Genomic DNA, 15,535 nt, shown 5'->3' with positions numbered 1-15,535 from the left:
TATATAAGGAATACAGGAACAAAAGCTTATTGGACCGTCTTTATTTTGATCTTATTATACAATAGTAACCTGTACAGCGATCCACCTAACGCCGTCACTTACTATTTTTACTTTAGGATAGTTCTCTTGTATTCGGTAATCGCCTCCGTTACCTGTTGTATAGTTATTACTTATCCCGTTGATATATGTTCCGTAAATAGGATAATTGGTATATGCATGTAACCCTGAAGCTGTTCCGTTTGCACCATCGGAATCATTAATCAGATAAAGTTCACGCCCGGGGAAAAGCTCAGGATTCGGTAACTGAATATTATAATTCGTATTGATAAAATCCGGAGCAGATCCGGAATTGGTAGGCCCTGAGATGGTACCGGAAAGTCTTATAAAAACATAATAATCACTATCCTGTACAATATACGGATTGGAAGAGGTCCTGCTTCCGGTAACAAAGGTAATATTTTGAGTAATTCCCGCTCCTAGACTGAACCTTCTCCATCCTGTTCCGTCCCAGTAATAATATCCGGGCGAGAGATTTGTCCCTATATTGTAGACAAGAAGACCGGTTGCCTGGCCGCTTATGCCGTCCAGATCCATTGTGTAGGAAGTAAGATCTACTCTTGGAGGAAGAAATCCCTGGCTGGATGTGCTTATATCAAGCTTTGCAGAAGAATCAGGTGAAATAGTCCCTATTCCTACAGATCCGTTGGCGGTCATAACAAAATCATTGGCTTGCTGCGTAGATGTCGGACTACCTGATGAAGGGTTATCTTTTGCTGCATCAATATGGAATGCTTCCAATGGAGTAGATGTATTAATTCCTACCTGTGCAAATAAAGTTGTGCATGTAAAATACAGTGCCATCTGCAGTAAAATCTTTTTTTTCATTTTTTTGACTTTTTTTTGTGTGTTTAACGATAATGGTTATTATGAACGATTAATACTTGTATTCACAAACTTATTGTCTGCGCAAATATAGACGGAATAATAAACTGAATATGATAAATTGATAATGTTTATAAAGGTGTTTGAATTAAAGTAAATTTCTATATATTAGTAACTTAATTAAGTTGATTTATGAAAATATTCTATGAATAATTTATTATAGGTTGAAAAATGATTAATTTAGTATAAAACATAAGCGTTATACTCATGATGAAATTAAATGGTATCAAAGAAAATGAAGATCACAATATGTCTTCCCTGAATAATCTTTTCAAAAGATATATTCTTCATTATAATTTAATATTAGTAACCGTATTACTCATTCATGAAACTTTCTTCTATTTTGAAGGAAATACCAATATTGCGATGGTGATGTTCAGCTTTACACTTTTTCTTATATTGGTCACTGTGGTAGTTTATAAACTGGATTATTTTATTCTCAGATATCTGATTACCTACTATATTGTGGTTCATATAACCCTTTTGAACATTCTGATTTTTGCTTTCTTAAAAAATACTCCTGAGGTTTCTGTATTTATTCTTTTAATTCCTTTTGGAATTTATAATTTTTATAGTTTCAAGACAGTTATATACTGCATTGTTACTATAATGTTGTCCTTTTTGACTATAGTCTCACTCCCGGATCCTTATTATCCCGATGTTCTGCAGGTTCATTATAGTGCTTATGTAGGGACAATAAAAATTATTTCTACCTTTTTTATTATAGGAATATTTCTTCTCTATTATAATATTCTGATTTCAAATGAAAAGGTTAAAATTTATTTGAGGAATAGTAGTATTATGCATAAAAATGATACTACTTTAGATGAGGAAGATTATACAGCTGCTATAAATGAAACTTATACAGCACTGTATGAACAGATTATTGATCATTTTAAAAGCGAGCCGTGGAAAGACCCTGATTTTTTGGCTCAGGACCTTGCAGAGAGCCTTAATACGAATACAACCTATATTTCCAGAGCTATCAATATCAATACGGGAATGAATTTTAAAACTTTTGTAAATAGCTACAGGATCAATTATATTAAAGAAGAATTGAAAAAAGATAATAATTATAACCGGTACACCCTGATGTATATTTATACTTCAGCCGGTTTCAGACATCAGTCTACATTTAATAAAACATTTAAACAGTTTGAAAATATGACTCCATCAGAATTCATCAATTCTCTACTTAAAAGGGAGATGCCTGATCCGATAGAAGAAATGAAAGTTATAAATTCCGCAGAATAAAATATTCAGATCACGCTTACCAATAAAAGAGGTCTTAAATTGAAAAATTTAAGACCTCTTTTATTTAAGATTTTTTTGAATATCCGCAAATAGCCTAATATGTGGTTTAATCTGAAAATCAAAGATTTAGAATATACACTTCGACAAACTCAGTGTGATAATTCTAACACTAAATGCTTGATTTTTAGTAATGTAAGACTGATCCTGCCGAAGCCTTAGGTTGATATACGGACTATCAAAAATATTTTATATGCTGTTTATCGTGATCTGAAGCTGTCGTAAATACTAAAGCCTATATTGGTGGATGGACTTGTATTTCTGTAGGTAATACCTGCAGCTGTTTTTTCAAGAATAAAGTCTACACCAAGATCAAAATCAAAAGTAAGAATATCTGTACCTTCACCGCTTACAGTAAGGTTGTTGGTTCCTGTTCCTGGTGCCGATCCATAATACCTGCATTGGAATTTATTAGTAGGAGACCATACAACTTCACCATACACTACAGCACCAGAGCCTGGAACACCAAATGCAAATCCTGAATGAACGGTGAATTTTACAATTGATCCCTGGTTAGTCGTTACTAAGGTCTGAGCAGTAGGGGTACTTGTATAATTACCATCAAAAGTGAGTGCGTTAGTGCTGCCTGACGTTATACTGAACTTGGAAAAGATGTTTCCATTATTGTCAGCATGCAAGGGGAGCGTTCTATTGTAATTGATGGATGAAGCTGTTTTGTTATTGCTATTGCTCAGCCCGATCAGTTTAAGAATCGAATTGGTATTTACTGTATTGATGGTAACCATTGCACTGTTGTCAGCGGAGCCGATACTGGTTCTCCCATTATCTGCCACTATAAATTCAGTGCCCGCAGGTCTGGATGTTGTGCCGTCTGAAAGTTTCCCTATTTCAATTTTACTGCCTGAAGGAACATTGGTCCATTCATCATTGGTCTGATCGAATGGGCCGGCTGCGATTTTGATCCATTTATTGATGGTAACATCACCATTAAAATAATAATACCCCAAAGAAACAACATCCACTGTTTGTCCTGAAGGGGAAGGGTCAGCTGCTGTAACATATACCAGCGCTCCGGTTTGTTGTGCAGTGTATGTTTTTGTTTTAAGATCAGCTCCTGTAATTCTTGGAGCAATAATTCCATCAAATATGGAAGGGTCAGATGGTTTTCCAACCACATCTAGAGTAGATTTAGGAGTGTTTGTATTAATACCTACCTGGGAGAAAAGCATGCTGCAAAATAATATATTCAGCACAGTTAAATTTTTTTTCATTTCAGAATTATTTTAAAGGGTTACTATAAATACTTTCTAAATGCAATTTAAATTATAATTTATTATGTGAAAAAATATATATAAGCGGATTTATAAATTCGGTTAATAATAGTAATTGTGTTTTATATGATTCTGATTTTCATTTGTTAATGTCCTGTTTACTGAAGCAGTGTTTTATTTACAGCTAAGAGTGGATGTCCTGTTTTCAGTTAATTAACAATGTTAAAAAAACAAATCCGTAGCTGATCTTTTCAGCTGCGGATTATTTTGACCATACAACAGGTCACTTATTGAAGTGATTAGTGCGATTTGTCTTTTAAGAAATCTTACCTACTTTTTAAACTTTAATCCTGACAATTCTTTTTTTACAGGGATACTCAACTTTGACGGACTTATTTTTGTCAGAATCAAAGATTCACAGTTATTGAAAACGGCAAAACGTTTTACTGTTTCTATGAAAGGGTTCAGCCATAACTCTACGTCTAGAGTATGGTTTTCAATATGTAAATGAATAAGCTCCAGCTTTTTTTCTTTTCTGTGAGCTTTACAGTCTACCCTTCCTATAAACTGATCTCCAAACAGGATAGGCAGACAGAAATAGCCGTACTGCCTTTTTTCTTTTGGAGTATAGCATTCCAGCCGGAAATCAAAACCAAAAATCTGTCTGATTCTATCCCGATGGATGATAGCGTTGTCAAAAGGAGAGAGCAGCCGGATATTGGAATCTTTAAGATCAAATGTCTTGTCAAGAACATCGTTCCGAACAAAGACGGAAGACAATCCTTCTATTTTGCCCTGAGATATCAATCCTTCTTCTAGCATTGTTTGTAAAACCTTCTTAACGTTATTCTTTAAATCATTTCCCGTCCTGATATGGGTAATCTGTTTTAATGTCGTAAATCCATACGCTCTCAGATTGGTTTTTACCAGATATTCTGCAAACTCAAGAGGAGTAGGTTCTGTAGTGTTAATGAAAGATGGCAGAACTCTCTCAGCGAGATCATAAGTTTTCTGCATTCCGGAGCGTCCGCTGATCATCAGATCTCCCTGCATAAAAAGTCTTTCAAGAGCTAGTTTGGCAGGTTTCCAATTCCACCAGCTTCCTGTTTTATGGCTTTCATTTTCAAAATCTCTTGCTCTTTTAGGCCCTTCATTACGGATGGTATCTGTCACGTATTCCATCACTTTGGGGTCAGCATTGTAGTAACGGGATCCACCTCTTTTAATTGTCAGCATTTGGGGTAAAACATACCGGAAATCTTGTATGGGAAGATAGGAAGCAGCATGAAACCAGTATTCAAATACTTTACGTTCCTCTACCAGTTTTTCCAGATAATCTGCCTGAAAATCAGGGATTCTCACCCATAACGTATGATGATGGGCCCGCTCTACCATAGATAAAGTATCAATTTGTATATATCCGAGATGCTCCAAAGCAGTAAGAACCGCATTTTTTCCGCTTCCGAAAGGGGTGTTTTGTGTTAATCCCTGGCTGTCTAATGTAGCAAGCTTTAAGTGTTCCGGTATCAGCTTCTTTTCCATTTTTAATTTGAAGAAAACAGGTTTGATGACGTTTGTTCAAATATAATGATTTATCAGAAAAGCATTGAAGAGTATCTGTTTTAAGTATCTTGGGTAAGCTGTTCAAAAAATCAGTTGTTTTGACGGTTATCTCTTTTCAGTTCTCTTTCGATTTCATTCACATAGGGAAGGGGAGTGAGATAGCTGTCTTCAATATATTTTGTGATACTTTCATCTGTTTTTTTATTGACCTTTCTTATGAAAAGCTGATTCCCGGATTTTAAAGACTGAATGTAGTTGAATGTATTCTGTGTATTTTGAAAGAGAGAGGTCTCAAGTACCGCTCTTTTATCATCATTGATAATAATATCACTGAATGATGTATTCATAAGAACCGTCTGAAAAAATGATTCTGCAGGTAAAAAAGTATGAAGATAATAGTCTTCAAAATCCATTACCGTTTTGTTGTTGGTTAAAAATAAGCATGTTTCTCTTGTGAAAATGAACCATTTGCCCCCTATATAAGGGATTACATTTTTCATAAAAGATCTTTTGTAGATGAGAGATGAGATTACATAAGCCAATTCTGTAAAGTGATTTTGTATTCTTTGCAGGGTATCAGGTCTGTAAAACTTCTGATCATAATAAAAAAGATAATTCCTGCCTTTATTGGCGGTAAGAAATTTACGGATAATATTTTGTGACTTCAGCGGATAATCTTCACCGCTCAGATTAATAAAATAATCCCATTCTTTGCTAACATTGAGGAGGAATTCCATAGCGTTCAATTCTGCCTGAACGATGTTGAAGCCTCCCGAAACTATATTCATACTGTCCAGAATATAGACATTGGGAAAATGAACGATATAAAGCTGTATTTCTTCAATGAAATCTTGTTTCGCTTTTTTATCAATATGAATAAGATAAAACTGATCCCTTGTATAGATCTTCTGAAACATCTTTTTAAATATTTCAGGTCTGTGATGTATCATGATGAAATAAGCAATTCTTACATGAGGGCCTGTATGTGATTCTAATGTTTGGGGAGAAGGGCTGGGTATGGCGGGGGAAGCTTGCATATTCCGGAGTTTAAAATCATCCGCGTCAGCAAATAATTCGGTTAATTTTCGGAAGGTACGAATAAATTTTTGATAATCAGTTAATTAAATAAAGTAGTATTCGGTTTTTTTATCGTAGGTTTGCAGAACATTTATAAAACAGGTCACTGCCTTTGCTATTCTGTCATAGTTTAAAATCACTTTTTTCTTTCAGTTTTGCTTTTTCAGCTACCAATTTATAGTCTTTGTTTTCATAAAGAGAATAAGAGATTGTAAAGTTCTATTGTAGATAAGAGCGACGCGTTATTGCCGGGTATCAGTAATATATTTAAGAATATTATTGTAGCTGAGGCAAGAAAAAGATGAGCAGAAAAGAATACTCTTTTGTTTATCATTATAATAGACCAATTCAAATTCTGATCAACAGATTTGTTTGTAAAATACCGGGAAAAAAACCGGAATTTATAATGAATTTTAAAAATTTAAATCTAATTAATCCTATTATCCGTGCAGTAACAGAAGCCGGATATTCCAGACCTACTGAGATACAGTATTCTGCAATTCCGCATATTTTAGCAGGAAGAGATATTGCAGCGTCTGCACAAACAGGTGCCGGGAAAACAGCTGCCTTTGCTATGCCCATTTTACAGCTGCTGAAAAGACAAACTCCGGATCATAAAGAAATACGGACTTTAATACTTACCCCAACTCAGGAACTGGCAATACAGATAGAAGAGAATTTTAAAATCTACAGCAAGTATTTACCATTATCCCAGCTTTCCATTTATGAAGGGGTTTCCATTGGAAGCCAGCTTGCAGCACTGAGAAAAAGAGTCGATGTTCTTGTGGCAACACCTGGAGGACTGCTTGATGTAGAAAATCAGAGACATATTGATCTTTCTAAAATTGAGTTATTTGTTTTAGATGATGCAGATAAAATGCTTGATATGGGATTCATTAATCATATAAAAAAAATATTGAATCTGGTTTCTCATAGAAGACAAAATCTGATTTTTTCTGCTACAATGCCGGGAAGTTTAAAATATTTTGCCAAAACAATCCTGAATAATCCTGTAGAGATTATTGCAAATCCGGCTTCTTCAATACAGCAGACGGTGAAGCGTCCGGACCTTAAAAATATTCAACCGCTGGTGGGAAGCACAATGCCTGCCGGAATATCATAAATAAAATCTGTAGCGTTTACAGATCATAATAAACAATTTTTTAATAATAATTACAATGCAAGAAGGCACCGTAAAATTTTTCAATGAAGCAAAGGGCTTCGGTTTTATTACTCCAACAGACGGAAGTAAAGATATATTTGTACATTCTTCAGGATTAAACACAAGATTGATCCGTGAAAATGATAAAGTAATTTTTGATGTACAAAAAAGCGATAAAGGGTTAAATGCTGTTAACGTAAAGTTGACATAATAAAAACCTCAATTGCGAATATGTTATAATAGCATTCATTGTCATATTAGTCTCATATTTTTATATTTTTTCCATTCAAAATCCATGAAACTTCAGTATCTGGATACTTTGTTTGAAAGAACATTGATGTAATGTAGATTATTTTTATTTTCATTATGTTCATAAGCCTCTTACTTTTTAGGTAAGAGGTTTTTCAGGAATTTAAGAAAAGAAGACGGCAATTGGTCTGAATATTGACAGATTAAGACAGAAGCCCGGAAAATAAATATGCAGACCTGATATCCACTTACTATAGTGATGATTGAGCTGAACATATTTTAATCCCTAAAAAGGGTGTAGAAAGGATATGATTATTATTAATAATTTTAATGAGTATAAGTCTCTTGAAGGACAGATGTTGGGAGATTCTGCCTGGCATACAATAAGTCAGGATCAGATCAATAGATTTGCAGATGCAACCCTTGATCATCAATGGATACATACGGATCAGGAAAAAGCAGAGAGAGAAGGTCCTTTTCACTCAACCATTGCTCATGGATACTTAACAGTGTCTTTGATTCCTTATCTCTGGAAACAGATTGCAGATGTGAGAAATGTAAAAATGGAAATCAATTACGGAATAGAAAACCTTAAGTTTGGAGAAGCAGTTCCGGTAAATAGTGATGTAAAACTGCAGGCAACCGTAAAATCCGTGACTGATCTTAGAGGTACTGTTAAAGCAGTCGTGGAGGCCAGACTCCTAATTAAAGACCATGTAAAACCCGCCTATACAGGGGATGTGATTTTCCTTTATCACTTTAAAGATTGATTTGCTTTTTATTGGGCAAATTATTGATATTTAACATCTTAAAACTGAAAGCATCATTGAATATAATGATGTTTTCAGTTTATATGACCTGTTTGTAAAAAACGATTGTGGTTTTGTGGTTTTCTTTTCCAACGGATGACACAGATTTCCCCGATTTTTATGGTTAATATTATGTATGGTTCTTTACACGTACAAATGCCTGTAAACTCCAGTACAAATACTGGGCTTCAAAATCGGAAATTTATACCTTAAAATTCACTCTTTTTTCGCCGTTACTTTGGTATGTTCAAAAGAAGCTTCAAAACCCTGAACAACGGCAGCATCCGAAAAGCCAGGAAAAGAGTAGGAACCATATCAAATATTTTAATCATGAAAAATCCAGAAAATGTTGCTCCCTTTGTGGAAGCATCACAAATTATTACAGAACTGAAAGACAGAGCCAATGATATTCTTTCCAGTGTTTTAAGTACAGACCTGTCTGCAATCACTATTAATGGAAAAGGAAATTTCCCTTATTACTGGCAGGATCCGTCTAACCTGAAGTTTAATAAAAAAACTTACGACTGGATCTCTTCCAATCTTAGAGCCAATACTGAGCCGGTACAGCTTGATCAGGTATTTACCAATTACTTTATTGATGCTTTCTCAAAAGTCAATTATTCCTTATCAGTAGAAGATACGGCTGTACTGAATGATGCCCATACAAGGGCTACAGATCAGCAAATGGCTTTACTTAATGCCTGGGTAGCGGCTTATAATACGCTTCCTCCAGCTACGGATACCATGCAGCCTATTGATATCATTATGGATAAAATTGCTACAGAATGGGCTAATCCTTCCACTACTTTGTACCAGATTCAGAAGAGTGATAACCTTGATGCGTTACTGAATAAGACACCGGCAAGCGGTAAACCTATTCTCCCTGTCTTAGCCAATTATCTGGATGCGTTGGGCGCCACAATATCTTTACAGAATAATGTGACAATGAATAATGGCTACCTGTCCAAAGCATTGAAGAATGTACAGAATCCTAAAAAAGAAAACGGCGGACTGCTCCTGAATGACGACAGTGTTTTACCCGCTTTTGAGGTGACCACTCCGCTCAACGAAATTTTAAACGGCCTTAAAAATACTTCTCAGACCGCTCAGATCGACATGGAGGTAAGCCGTGAATCCGAAAGCCGTTTCCGGGTTTCCGTAGAAGGGAAAACGGGTTTTTCTATTCCTATCTTTGATTTCTTTACCCTGGGAATTGGAGGGAATGCCAATTATTTCAGTGAAGATATTGCGATAAGCAAAAACTCTATCAAAATATCAATGATGTTTACAGGGGTTACTCTTGTGAACTTTGGACCAAAAGACTTTAATATTGCCAGCAATATGTACTGGGCATGGTTTGACCCAATCCGTAAAGCACAGATCAACAGCAGAGACAAAGAGGAAGAAAAGCATATCTCAGGATATAAGTTTTCTCCGGATCCGGGGATGAAATTCGGACCAGAAGGGCCTTTCGGATTACTGAACGGAGTAGCAATTTCCAATTATCCTACTGTAGAAATCACGGTAACGGGTGAAGATTATAAAAGTATTCAGAAAACCTTTGAACAGTCTTCTTCGGCTACGCTTTCTTTCTTGGGAATTCCGCTGGCAAGTGTTAAAGAATCTACTTATTCTTCTTCCTTCTCAGTAGATCATTCAAAATCATCAATCAAAATTACACTCAGTCCTCCGCCAAGTCTGGTGGCTGGTAACAACAGAGATTCCATAGCATGGGTTCTGGGTGCGGTTGTGGATTATCCGGCAGAAGTGAATGATGACGTTGTACTTATTAGTGATGAAGAATTAGTCAGTAAAGGAGCTTATCCTAACTATCAGCTGTATAAAGATAACTTCGGAACTACTTATTGTTCCGTAAAAAAAGTAAAATCTCACGCCGTGGGTGCCACATGGGTAAGTGAATGTCTTGCCGCCCATCCGGGAACAAGTGCTGCAGGAAAACCATGGACAAGCCCTAAACAATCCGGAGTGATCTGGCCATAAACCAACAACAAAATAAGTAGTAAAAAATAGACTGTCTGAACAAGACAGTCTATTTTGTTGGATTTTATTTCAAGATCTTCTTATTCTGTCAATTTTCAGAATTTTTACTGGTTCGAACCAGGGAAACTTTGAAGAATAGGATATTTTAAAAAACTATTTGACCAGAAGATAGATTCCGACACCAATAGCAGCATAAGCCGTAACAGTAAGAATGTCAGCAATGGGCTGTGAAAAGCGTTTTTCTGCAATTCTCTCGCTATTGATCTGGTTCTTATGGAACTTCAGACTTTTTTTGGCATTTCGAACAGGATGTGCTACCAGGCTGTCTCCTTCCCAACGGTCAACAATTACTTTATAACTTTTGTTGTCTACTTCAATTCTGACATTTTTACCTGCAGCCAATTTTTCCTGAACATTGATAGGAGCAGGGGCGGGCTGTGCACTCAGAATTGGAGCTGAAGTGCTGGTATCCATCATTTGCTGGGAAGTATTATTAGCTACAGCGGTATTCTTTTTAGGACCTTGATTATTGTTGGCAGCCGGATCTACTGGCTTTTTTACCTGGTAGGTATAGCAACTGGTAAGCATACATAATATAATGATGAAATAAAAATTCTTTCGCATAAGCCAAATTTAAGAATTAAACGGAATATTTGGGACTTTCTTTTGAAAGATGATGTTTTTTTTGAATATTCTCCATTGTTCCTGACGTAAAAAGTCTCAAAATATTAGTAGGGCTAAAGTAAAAAACAGTGTCCTGTTTTTGCCAGTACAATACAACTTTTGGATAAAAAGATGTATATGCTATCCTCGTCATGGGTTAAAGCTTTGACAAAGATTTTTTTCATATTTATATTGAGAGCAAAAGGAAAAGATATTTTTAATATATCCCTTACGTATGACATATGTAGTAGGTAAATGAGTTGTTGATGTATGAATAATTTGTTAAAAATGCATTTTTGATGTATGCGCATATTGTTGGTATATTTCTTATCTCCTTACATTTATAAAAACAAAATGATCAAATAATGAAAGAAAAATTTCTATTACTTGGAGGCTTTATGCTTAGCCTTCAGGTGTTCTCGCAAATAGGTGTTAATACACCAAATCCTCAGGCCAGCCTGGATGTAGTAGGTAAGCCCACCTCTACTAATGTATTCGATGGTATTATTGCTCCCAGAATTACGGGAGCACAACTCAGAGAAAAGACATATACCCCAAAACAGCAAGGGGCAATGGTGTATGTAACAGCTGCTGATACAGCTCCCGGCGGGCAGACAGCAGAGGTTACCAGCACAGGGTATTTTTATTTTGACAGCAACCTGAACCGCTGGCAAAAACTGAACTCGGGAGCTGTCACCGTTGGGGATCCTACAACAGATGCTTTCATTGATGATCCGTCCAATACAATGGTAAAATTAGGAGCAGCCTCTACCGGAGCCGCCAGATCTTCCAACACCGATTTCGTTATTAAAGACAACGGAAGAGTGGGGATAGGAACTGAATTACCTGATACAGCCCTGCATATAAAAGAAAACGACAACGCTAACAGTAATCAGCTGAAGGTTCAAGCAACCAATAGTTCTCCGTTGATTAATCTGGAAAGAACAGGAAGCACTAATTTATCTTCCGGAACAGAGCTTGGAAAATTATCCTTTAATGGAAAGATTGCAGGAGCTAATTTTCCATTAGCAGGGATAAAAGCTAATTACTGGGGAAACGGGACAAGCAATTCTTCAGCTCTTACATTTTCTACCAGTGACCGGCCCGCTGTTGTAATTAACGAAAACGGGAGTATGGGAATAGGGCGTTCCGATGCCAATTATGCAATGTCTCCCACGCAAAAGCTGGATGTAGACGGAAATGTAAGATTCAGAGATGTTCCGGCATCCATGTTGAATAGTACGGACATGTTAATGGCGTTGGATGCTAACGGAGTTGCTAAAAAAGTAGACATCACAACACCGGCCAGTGTTTTGGTTGCTACAAGAACAGGTCCTTCCGCTAAACCGGGAGATGGCTCCTCGGCCATCATGTGGTTTGAAAATACCCGTCTTTCTGATAATACCTATCTGACAAGAGTTGATAACGGCACGTTTAAGGCAGTCAAGACAGGATTATACACCATAAATATCACAGCCCACTTTGACCAGGTTCCTGAAGGGACATTGGCACAAAACCACTACAGAGGAGTAACAGTAGGGGTAAGGACTACAGCAAACAAACTTACCCAGCATTATGGATCTAATTATATAGGAAATGGATATACCAATATTACTGCTGTTTTTATATTAAATGCAGGAGAAGAATTTCATGCATACAGCCAATGTGATAAAGGTAGTACATACAGACAGATGGAAGCTACTATGTCTGTTGTTTACACACCTTTATAATATGTTAGTATCATTTTATATAAAAAGACAAAGAACTGTTTTTGCATGCCCGGTAGGTGTTTCAGACAAAGAGACTTATGTTTTGGTATCCTTGTCAAGGTTTTAAAACTTGACAAGGATATTTTATTGTTTTTAGAATGCTTGATTTGTAATCGTAAAAGCCACATGAAAGGATTCGTGAGGCAGCAGGGCATTCTGAGAACCTTCATAACGTCCAGTTCCCACCTTCCAGCCTTACACATATATGATAGATAAAAAAATCAGACAGTATCAATCAAATTTTTATATTTGCATGGGTTGGGGCAGGGCTCTTGGAAGACTGCCAGAATACCCGTAAAAACTTAAAAATATAATAACCCAAAACAAAGAATGATAAGGAATGGATAAGAGTAATTTATTAATTATTATAGCTTCGGTTTCTATATTCATTTCTGTACTTCTTGCTGTTTTCCTCCTTACTGTAAAGACCAGACACAGGGTAAGCAATGTTCTATTTGCTGTTTTTCTCATCCTGAACGCTATAGATATTTGTGATCCTTTATTTTATGGGATGGAAGGTGGGCCGTCTAATCTGGGAATGTTCAAAAACATGTTTGTTTTCCTGCAAATTCCGGTTTTTTATCTCTATGTATTATCCGTTTGTTATTCGGATTTCAAACTGAAACCTCAGCACCTGCTGCATGTGCTTCCGTTTATCATTACTAATCTTACTTTAGTGCCTCGTTTTTATGGTGTAGATACTGCATCCAAAATTTTCTTTATTGAAAACCGGCAAAATATGATAGAACTGAAGTTTAATCATATTCTCCTCCATGTTCAGATGATCATTTACTTTGTTGCGGTTTTCAGGGTATTGAGAAAATCGAAGACGCTTTATCTTGAAAATTATGCAGGGAAAAGTATAAGCTCCTACAACTGGCTGTTTCAGTTTACGGTTGTATTGTGCATTGTATATAGCATTGCTCTTTTAAAGAACATCCTGAAATTTTCAGAGTATGTTCATATTTCAGAAGAGATAAAGGCTGGACTTTTATTATTATCCCTTTTTATTATCTGCTGGTATCTTTTCAAAGCATTGAATCATCCTGAGCTTTTCAGAAATGTAGATTCAAAATTGAAGCTGGTGTCTGAGCTGGTTTCGGAAGAGAAAGGCAATGAAGAATCTGCGGTAAGCGACATAGAATATAATGAGAAGCTTTTGAGATTAAAAAACTATATGACTGAGAAAAAACCTTTTCTTAATTCTTCTCTCACCATTCAGGATGTGTCCGGTGAAATTGAAATTCCTGTGCGCGAATTGTCTCTTTTGATCAATCACCAATTGGGGCAGCATTTCTATGATTTTGTAAATACCTATCGCATAGAAAATGCAATGAATATGTTAAAAGATGAAACCAAAAGTAAGGTGACGATCCTTGAAATTCTGTATGAAGTGGGATTCAATTCAAAATCTTCTTTTAATACAGCCTTCAAAAAACATACGGGGACTACGCCTACGCTTTATCGTAAAAATTTGTAATACAGTAATTTGTAATTACCCGTACGCTTTTTTAGAATGATTCGAACGTATTTTTTCTGATCAATCGGGACGATTACTTTTATTCGGTCGCCTGTCTTGAGGAGCTTCCACATCTTTGTATCGAAATTAATATTTAACATTAAACAACGATACAATGAAAACGTCATTTCAATTTTTAGCAGTACTGTTATTCTTAAGCAGTTTTTCTTTCGGACAAAAAGTTTCCACAAAAATAGATTCTATCATCCGGGATAATTATAAAAAAAATCCAGAGGTAGGAATCAGTGTTGGCTTTATCAGTAACAATGAAGAATACTATACTGCATATGGCAATGTAAGTAAGGAAAGTAAAGGCAGAATCGACAAAAACTCTCTGTTCGAAATTGCTTCGATTACTAAAATTTTAACTGCCAATTTAATTGCTCAGGCAGTGATAGACCACAAGATAAAACTGGATGATTATATAGATCGTTTCCTTCCCAAAGAATACGTTTTGCATCAAAATCTTAAAAACAAAATCAGAATTTCAGATCTCGCATCCCATCAATCTGGTTTACCTGACATCGACTTTCCAAAATTAATAGAACTGAATCCTCAGCAGCCTATAAGCAATGTTAACCAAAATACCTTGACCACTTTAATCAATACCTGCAGTGAGCTGAAAGATTATGGTAAATACCGGTATTCTACCATTGGCTATACTTTATTGGGACAGATTCTGGAAAAGGTATATAGGAAGAGCTATGATGTCATTGTAAGAGAAAAACTAACAGCTCCCTTGAAAATGACCACTACATTAACGAAAGATTTTAATGTGAAAAACAGAACAACCGGCCATAATCCGGATGGAGGAATTCAGGAATTTTTCTATTGGAATGTGACTGCTCCTGCGGGATTGTTAAAATCTAATTCAGCTGATATGATCAGGTTTTTAAAGGCTGTGCTAAATGATAAGACCCAAGTAGGACAGGCTTCCATCATAGGGGAAAAAATCTTTTACAAAGATGACAAAAGAGAGATGGGATTAGGTTTGAATATCTCAACGGATGATCAAAATACGCTCTATTTAAAATCCGGAGATTCTATGGGACAATCTTCCATCATATGTTACAACAGGGCTAAAAAATGGGGAATTATTATCCTTCTTGATCAGAGAAACTCTAAAATGAGACAGGATCTTCTGAATACAATTTATGATACCGTTCTGAAATAAAGGTAGTATCACGGTTTATTACATCAATATTCATTTTAATAAAAAGGGACAAGCTCAATACAAC

General features: G+C 36.0%; 13 protein-coding genes. 8 read left to right on the top strand and 5 right to left on the bottom strand.

Translation table 11 applies throughout. The annotated features are described in order from the left end of the window. Positions 1–54: 54 nt before the first annotated feature. Entirely contained in the window at positions 55–885 is an 831-nt protein-coding gene (locus C8D70_RS07875) for a hypothetical protein (RefSeq protein WP_110366954.1), read from the bottom strand. A 264-nt stretch (positions 886–1,149) separates the two neighbouring features. Between C8D70_RS07875 and C8D70_RS07870 the strand changes: the two genes are divergently transcribed. After that, a complete protein-coding gene (locus tag C8D70_RS07870; RefSeq protein ID WP_110366953.1) occupies positions 1,150–2,196 on the top strand; it encodes a helix-turn-helix domain-containing protein in 1,047 nt (348 codons plus the stop codon). 257 nt (positions 2,197–2,453) lie between these two features. Here C8D70_RS07870 and C8D70_RS07865 read toward each other — a convergent pair whose 3' ends face one another. The 3 genes from C8D70_RS07865 to C8D70_RS07855 form a co-directional block, all read right to left on the bottom strand. After that, entirely contained in the window at positions 2,454–3,485 is a 1,032-nt protein-coding gene (locus C8D70_RS07865; protein WP_146212863.1) for a hypothetical protein, read from the bottom strand. Positions 3,486–3,815: 330 nt separating this feature from the next. Then, entirely contained in the window at positions 3,816–5,027 is a 1,212-nt protein-coding gene (locus C8D70_RS07860; RefSeq protein WP_110366951.1) for a winged helix-turn-helix domain-containing protein, read from the bottom strand. Positions 5,028–5,137: 110 nt separating this feature from the next. After that, the gene (locus C8D70_RS07855; RefSeq protein WP_110366950.1) at positions 5,138–6,085 is read right to left on the bottom strand and encodes a beta-1,6-N-acetylglucosaminyltransferase; all 948 of its coding nucleotides are present in this window, start codon (positions 6,083–6,085) and stop codon (positions 5,138–5,140) included. A 446-nt stretch (positions 6,086–6,531) separates the two neighbouring features. Between C8D70_RS07855 and C8D70_RS07850 the strand changes: the two genes are divergently transcribed. From C8D70_RS07850 to C8D70_RS07835, 4 genes are all read left to right on the top strand, one after another. Beyond that, on the top strand, positions 6,532–7,248 hold the full coding sequence (locus tag C8D70_RS07850) for a DEAD/DEAH box helicase (RefSeq protein WP_228408004.1): 717 nt from the start codon (positions 6,532–6,534) through the stop codon (positions 7,246–7,248). Positions 7,249–7,303: 55 nt separating this feature from the next. After that, the gene (locus C8D70_RS07845; protein ID WP_076595634.1) at positions 7,304–7,498 is read left to right on the top strand and encodes a cold-shock protein; all 195 of its coding nucleotides are present in this window, start codon (positions 7,304–7,306) and stop codon (positions 7,496–7,498) included. Between the two features lie 346 nt (positions 7,499–7,844). Further along, the gene (locus C8D70_RS07840) at positions 7,845–8,306 is read left to right on the top strand and encodes a MaoC family dehydratase (RefSeq protein ID WP_076595635.1); all 462 of its coding nucleotides are present in this window, start codon (positions 7,845–7,847) and stop codon (positions 8,304–8,306) included. Between the two features lie 369 nt (positions 8,307–8,675). Then, complete coding sequence (locus C8D70_RS07835; protein WP_110367017.1) at positions 8,676–10,346, top strand: lamin tail domain-containing protein; 1,671 nt, start codon at positions 8,676–8,678, stop codon at positions 10,344–10,346. 153 nt (positions 10,347–10,499) lie between these two features. Here the strand turns inward: C8D70_RS07835 and C8D70_RS07830 are convergent, their stop codons facing one another. Further along, positions 10,500–10,970: a hypothetical protein gene (locus tag C8D70_RS07830; RefSeq protein WP_110366948.1), complete on the bottom strand. Its 471-nt coding sequence runs from the start codon at positions 10,968–10,970 to the stop codon at positions 10,500–10,502. Between the two features lie 404 nt (positions 10,971–11,374). Between C8D70_RS07830 and C8D70_RS07825 the strand changes: the two genes are divergently transcribed. From C8D70_RS07825 to C8D70_RS07810, 3 genes are all read left to right on the top strand, one after another. Then, entirely contained in the window at positions 11,375–12,739 is a 1,365-nt protein-coding gene (locus C8D70_RS07825; RefSeq protein ID WP_110366947.1) for a hypothetical protein, read from the top strand. A gap of 379 nt (positions 12,740–13,118) precedes the next feature. Then, a complete protein-coding gene (locus C8D70_RS07815) occupies positions 13,119–14,258 on the top strand; it encodes a helix-turn-helix domain-containing protein (protein ID WP_110366945.1) in 1,140 nt (379 codons plus the stop codon). A 154-nt stretch (positions 14,259–14,412) separates the two neighbouring features. Next, complete coding sequence (locus C8D70_RS07810) at positions 14,413–15,471, top strand: serine hydrolase domain-containing protein (protein ID WP_076595639.1); 1,059 nt, start codon at positions 14,413–14,415, stop codon at positions 15,469–15,471. Positions 15,472–15,535: the final 64 nt, after the last annotated feature.

The organism is Chryseobacterium sp. CBTAP 102 (assembly GCF_003201365.1).
GTDB lineage: Bacteria > Bacteroidota > Bacteroidia > Flavobacteriales > Weeksellaceae > Chryseobacterium > Chryseobacterium candidae.
Note: the sequence above shows the minus strand (reverse complement) of the source record. Positions and strands in the feature narration are given on the sequence as shown.

Bases quoted from the DNA above. Each gene is read 5' to 3' on its own strand.
- C8D70_RS07855 (WP_110366950.1), bottom strand. From the start codon at position 6,085: ATGCAAGCTTCCCCCGCCATACCCAGCCCTTCTCCCCAAACATTAGAA.
- C8D70_RS07850 (WP_228408004.1), top strand. From the start codon at position 6,532: ATGAATTTTAAAAATTTAAATCTAATTAATCCTATTATCCGTGCAGTA.
- C8D70_RS07810 (WP_076595639.1), top strand. From the start codon at position 14,413: ATGAAAACGTCATTTCAATTTTTAGCAGTACTGTTATTCTTAAGCAGT.
- C8D70_RS07835 (WP_110367017.1), top strand. From the start codon at position 8,676: ATGAAAAATCCAGAAAATGTTGCTCCCTTTGTGGAAGCATCACAAATT.
- C8D70_RS07875 (WP_110366954.1), bottom strand. From the start codon at position 885: ATGAAAAAAAAGATTTTACTGCAGATGGCACTGTATTTTACATGCACA.
- C8D70_RS07815 (WP_110366945.1), top strand. From the start codon at position 13,119: ATGGATAAGAGTAATTTATTAATTATTATAGCTTCGGTTTCTATATTC.
- C8D70_RS07865 (WP_146212863.1), bottom strand. From the start codon at position 3,485: ATGAAAAAAAATTTAACTGTGCTGAATATATTATTTTGCAGCATGCTT.
- C8D70_RS07870 (WP_110366953.1), top strand. From the start codon at position 1,150: ATGATGAAATTAAATGGTATCAAAGAAAATGAAGATCACAATATGTCT.
- C8D70_RS07830 (WP_110366948.1), bottom strand. From the start codon at position 10,970: ATGCGAAAGAATTTTTATTTCATCATTATATTATGTATGCTTACCAGT.
- C8D70_RS07825 (WP_110366947.1), top strand. From the start codon at position 11,375: ATGAAAGAAAAATTTCTATTACTTGGAGGCTTTATGCTTAGCCTTCAG.
- C8D70_RS07845 (WP_076595634.1), top strand. From the start codon at position 7,304: ATGCAAGAAGGCACCGTAAAATTTTTCAATGAAGCAAAGGGCTTCGGT.
- C8D70_RS07860 (WP_110366951.1), bottom strand. From the start codon at position 5,027: ATGGAAAAGAAGCTGATACCGGAACACTTAAAGCTTGCTACATTAGAC.
- C8D70_RS07840 (WP_076595635.1), top strand. From the start codon at position 7,845: ATGATTATTATTAATAATTTTAATGAGTATAAGTCTCTTGAAGGACAG.